Origin of the sequence: Endozoicomonas atrinae, assembly GCF_001647025.1 — a bacterium.
GTDB classification, from domain to species: Bacteria; Pseudomonadota; Gammaproteobacteria; order Pseudomonadales; family Endozoicomonadaceae; genus Endozoicomonas; species Endozoicomonas atrinae.
The window spans coordinates 1-3,676 of record NZ_LUKQ02000390.1 but is presented as its reverse complement, the minus strand read 5'-3'; the positions used below and the strand labels follow the sequence as shown (position 1 = coordinate 3,676).

At 49.6% G+C, this 3,676-nt stretch carries 7 protein-coding genes; all 7 read left to right on the top strand.

What is annotated here, in order from left to right:
• Window positions 1-308, top strand: a 308-nt coding sequence (locus tag AK963_RS26755) for a Ref family recombination enhancement nuclease (RefSeq protein WP_066018393.1), incomplete at its 5' end; no start/stop codon positions are given.
• A gap of 56 nt (window positions 309-364) precedes the next feature.
• Window positions 365-841: a hypothetical protein gene (locus tag AK963_RS26750; protein ID WP_139117693.1), complete on the top strand. Its 477-nt coding sequence runs from the start codon at window positions 365-367 to the stop codon at window positions 839-841.
• Between the two features lie 2 nt (window positions 842-843).
• Window positions 844-1,341: a hypothetical protein gene (locus AK963_RS26745; RefSeq protein WP_066018391.1), complete on the top strand. Its 498-nt coding sequence runs from the start codon at window positions 844-846 to the stop codon at window positions 1,339-1,341.
• The gene (locus AK963_RS26740; RefSeq protein WP_066018390.1) at window positions 1,332-2,330 is read left to right on the top strand and encodes an inositol polyphosphate kinase family protein; all 999 of its coding nucleotides are present in this window, start codon (window positions 1,332-1,334) and stop codon (window positions 2,328-2,330) included. Before AK963_RS26745 ends, AK963_RS26740 begins: the two co-directional genes overlap by 10 nt.
• A complete protein-coding gene (locus AK963_RS31595) occupies window positions 2,299-2,493 on the top strand; it encodes a type II toxin-antitoxin system RelE/ParE family toxin (RefSeq protein ID WP_175404677.1) in 195 nt (64 codons plus the stop codon). Before AK963_RS26740 ends, AK963_RS31595 begins: the two co-directional genes overlap by 32 nt.
• 135 nt (window positions 2,494-2,628) lie before the next feature.
• Window positions 2,629-3,096, top strand: coding sequence for a M15 family metallopeptidase domain-containing protein (locus AK963_RS26735; protein ID WP_202969878.1), 468 nt, complete (start codon window positions 2,629-2,631; stop codon window positions 3,094-3,096).
• Window positions 3,089-3,496 carry a 3TM-type holin gene (locus AK963_RS26730; protein WP_066018389.1) on the top strand — a complete coding sequence of 136 codons (408 nt, stop codon included), beginning with the start codon at window positions 3,089-3,091 and terminating at the stop codon, window positions 3,494-3,496. The genes AK963_RS26735 and AK963_RS26730 overlap by 8 nt, the downstream gene beginning before the upstream one ends.
• Window positions 3,497-3,676 lie beyond the last annotated feature (180 nt).

Sequence of the window (3,676 nt, the reverse complement as noted above, 5' to 3'; positions counted from 1 at the left end):
AAGAGAAAGACTACCTGCGGGACGTAGCCCAGTTGAGCTGCATTGCCTGCCGGATCAATAACCGGACCACAACCCCGGTGGAAGTGCATCACCAGCGCAGTGGTACCGGGCTGGGCAGGAAAGCCAGCCACTTTGACACCATGCCGCTGTGCCCCCTGCATCACCGGTTCAGTAACTACGACTCTGTCCATCTGGCCCCGGAAACGTTCAGGAAACTCTATGGACGGGAAAGCGATCTGGTGAAGCAGACCCAAACAGATGTGGAGAACTACCGCAAAACCTTTGTCGGCTATGTGGGGGAGGGCTGACCATGTACCGGGCACTGGAACAGGCACTGCACCGGATATTCGGCGTGCCGGAACCGATGATGAACAACGCACGCTGGCAGAGAGAAATCAATACCGGGTATCGCCGGACATCGGTAAACCCAGTGGCAAGCACCCGTGACGAACGGCTGGGCGAGGATGGTATATATCAGGGCTATCTGCGGCAACGGATGACCCCGGAGCTGCACGATATTCTGACCATTCGTTATGACGAGGACCACAGCAAGCGGGTCACGGCCTTTCAACGGCTACAGCACCACTTTCGCACCGATGACCGTCTGCCCAAACCGTTTCGCAGTAATCCGGTACTGTTGCGTCTTTGGCTGATGCATGAACTGCAACACCCGCAGTTACGCAAGCACAAGGGTAGGTTGACCATCAAGGACAAGGGCGAGAGTACCGTCTACCGCTGGCAGCAGAAGTGCCGAGCCGTCTGCTGTGAATGGGTGCGACTGGCGGAAGATGAGGCGCAGGCCCTGCTGGAGCAGGCAGGCGTGATTCAATACGGAGAATAAACATGGATGACAGATTGGTAAGCGGTGATTTCAGGTTTAGCAAAAGGGACATCAGGACCGTGGATGTCACTGTGGTCAACCGTTATCGTGACCCGAAACGCGCTTGCCTGCCCATTGACGAGGAACAACTGCAAGGGATCATCAGCAGCAGTAAGGAGGTTGTGGATAAGGCTATTGAAGAAGCTATTTTTCAAGCCCGTTTTGCACAAAAGGCTGAACGGTGGAATCGGCAAATAAGGTGCTTGGGGGATTTACCTGATGAATTTCTTTCGGATACTCACCAGACTCCAGAAGACACGATCCGCGCCCTAATGAGCAATCCGAAACTGGTTAAGAAATTAGTGATAGAACCGGACGATACCAGCGACATTGAAACCCTGTTGCTGGATAAGGTAGCCAGAGCGTTCAGGCAGAACCCTCAGTTAAAAGCCAGCACCCTGATTGCCCAGTGGTATGGAACCCCGGAGGGGGAGTTGTTGCAGGGGATTGTGTGCCGTTGATTGTTTTTAATTTGAAACAGGCAAGAATTTTCCGAATCACATATAATGCCAACACAGGTATATTAATCAAAAAGATTATTATAATGAATTGCTTTAATTGCTTTAATTGCTTTAATTGCTTTAGGCCAAATGATATAAGCTTTTCAGATCTGTCAAACGACCGCTATGGTGAGCATAATGGCACCCTGGTTAATAAGGTGGATCGTCAATCCAGACAGTTCAATACAACAGCAGGACACTCCAAAGATTTTGTTGCGCTGTCATCAAGATATATATCTAAAGTCTGTAAAACGACTGAGTATATTGCATATAAAGAAAGGGAATCTAACGGCTTAGACTGTTTAATTCCGTGGGCATTGGTAAAACAAGATCGAAATAATTTTTTGTTGCCTGTCGAGCGAGAGCGACTTAATACAATTTCTTCATCAACGAAAAATCCAGTAGTTGTTATTGAGAATTTACGAAATGGATTTGATCCAGATAAACTATTTGAGCTTGACATAAAAGTCGGGTTCAAAAGTGCATCTAAACGAGAATTATCAAAGCGAGGCCACCCTCATCCGATATCTAAAAGAGAATTACATAGAGTTTTAGATGTGGCATACGGCTCCAGCTCTAAAGGCTGGCGAATCGAGGGGATTACGGTAGATGGGAAAAAAGTCTCTAAATCAAAACTGCGAATTGCTTTATCCGCAGATGATCAGCTAAAAAGATTTTTTACATCATTACCAGTTAGCAAACAAAAGATCATTTTGGCCAGAGTCGAGCATATTCGTAACAAATTAGCTCACCTTTCAAATGACTTTATTGGATCAAGTATTCTTATCGTTACAGACTCGAAAGAAAACACTGGGTGTAATGTTCATCTTATCGATTTTGCTCATACGTACCCTAAAAAGACTAAAGACAGTTGCTCCGATGTGGCGATAGCAACAAGCCGACTGTATGAAAAGCTCAATGCATTCTGGAAAAATCAGACACCTGTGTGAACAGCCAAGGATGGGGGTTCTGGTGGGGCAGAAACTGAACCCCTGCTTGCGTGATCTGATTGTCGGTCACTACACGGTACGTTATCTGGCCAACGATAACGAAGTGGTGATCTTGAAGGTATGGCATCACAAGGAAGATACTTCCACCCTTGACATAAAGTGAGAGTAAACATACCGTAAATATACATGCTGGGAAATTACCCGGTCACTCAACCATTCCCAGCTTGAATCCTTCTCAAAGAACCTGCTTAACAGCGGGTTTTTTTATGTCCAGGGATGGACGGTATCCTGAAAATGCATGGAGCAATTTTCAGGGTATGCCGGTTATCAAATCGCCTCCCAAGCTACACCACTAAAAAAAAGGGACACCATGTACCGCTTTTCCGCTTCGTCCAAACGGCATTTGGCCAGTTGCGATGAACGGCTTCAGCTTGTCTTCAATAAGGTGATCCAGCACTACGACTGCACCATCATCTGTGGCCATCGGGGCAAGGCAGCCCAGACTCTGGCTTTTGAAGGCGGCAAGTCACAGGTGCAGTGGCCGAACAGCAAGCACAATAGCCTGCCCAGCAGGGCGGTGGACGTGATGCCCTTTCCGCTGGACTGGTTCGACTACCAGCGAGCTGCCCACTTTGCCGGGTATGTGCTTGGCATTGCCGAGGGCATGGGTATCAAACTGCGCTGGGGCGGTGACTGGGACAGGGACGGTGAAATGACCGACCACCAATTCATTGATTACCCACACTTCGAGCTGATGGATGATTAACCTCAACCCCATGGCAGGGATCGCCAATGCGTTGATGGGGGGACTCGACAGTCTGTTTACCTCGGATGAGGAACGGGCTAAGGCAGAGCTCTCGCTCAATCAACAATTACAACAGCCTCACATATTGCAGGCACTGGCCAACATTGAGGAGGCAAAACACCCAAGCCGGTTTGTCTCCGGCTGGCGGCCTGCCCTTGGCTGGTTGTGTGTCTTTATCCTGGCGTGGACGTGGATTGTCCGTGACCTGATCATCATCGGTCTGAATCTGGCGGATCGCGCCGACATTGCCAGTCAGTTACCCGCCGCCGACACCAGTACGGTCATTACCCTGCTGCTTTGTCTGCTGGGACTGGGCGGCGCTCGAACGGTGGAGAAACTGAAGGGCGTTGCCCGGAGGTAGTCATGGCCGACGAAGACCGCTTTAACCGGATTGAAGAAAAGCTCGATGGGATCACCCAGATACTCCAGACGCTGGCCAAGCACGATGAACGGATGGTCAACCTGGCACTGCGGGAGCAACGCAGCGAGGAACGGCTGGATACCATCGAGAAGGCCGTGCAGAAAAACTCCGTGATCACCT